The 456-nt window shown below is 74.3% G+C and carries 1 protein-coding gene and 1 pseudogene; both read right to left on the minus strand.

The genetic code is table 11. From position 1 onward, the window contains the following. The coding region (locus tag F6X68_RS33215) for a hypothetical protein (protein ID WP_151457891.1) at window positions 1-277 on the minus strand (277 nt) is incomplete at its 3' end. Then, window positions 274-456, minus strand: a pseudogene (locus F6X68_RS33220) (hypothetical protein); the annotation flags it as partial. The pseudogene F6X68_RS33220 and the gene F6X68_RS33215, both read right to left, overlap by 4 nt.

Raw genomic sequence — 456 nt, forward strand, 5'->3', positions numbered from 1 at the left:
AGACGCGGCCGCCGGCGGTGACCTCGTACTGCCACTGCGGCAGGGCCCTACCGTTGTGCACCGCAGTGGCGAGGGAACCCTTGAGGGGGTGCTGGCGGCTGGTCGGCGGGGACGGGCAGGGGTGCGCCTCGATCGCGTCGAACGCGCCGCGAGTGTTGGCCGCAGCCTGCCGGCACAGCTCCTCCCAGCCCTTGGCCGCGTCATTGGTGGCGAACCGCAGGGTGTACCCACCTGGCCGGGGTGGCGGGGCGGCGCGGTCGCCGCGCTTCGCGCTCACTCGTCGGTCGGGCGCGTGACCGGCCCGAAGTCGTCGGCGCTGGGCGCGGCCAGGATCCGATGCAGATCGGGATCGGCGTGAACCTCGGCGGTGTGCCGCCATTCCGCGAGCAGCTGGGACACCGCCGCGGTGCTGCCGACGGCCGCTGCGGCCTCGGCCGTGGCGATGAACTCGTCGGT

It is taken from the genome of Micromonospora sp. AMSO12t (genome assembly GCF_008806585.1).
GTDB classification, from domain to species: Bacteria; Actinomycetota; Actinomycetes; order Mycobacteriales; family Micromonosporaceae; genus Micromonospora; species Micromonospora reichwaldensis.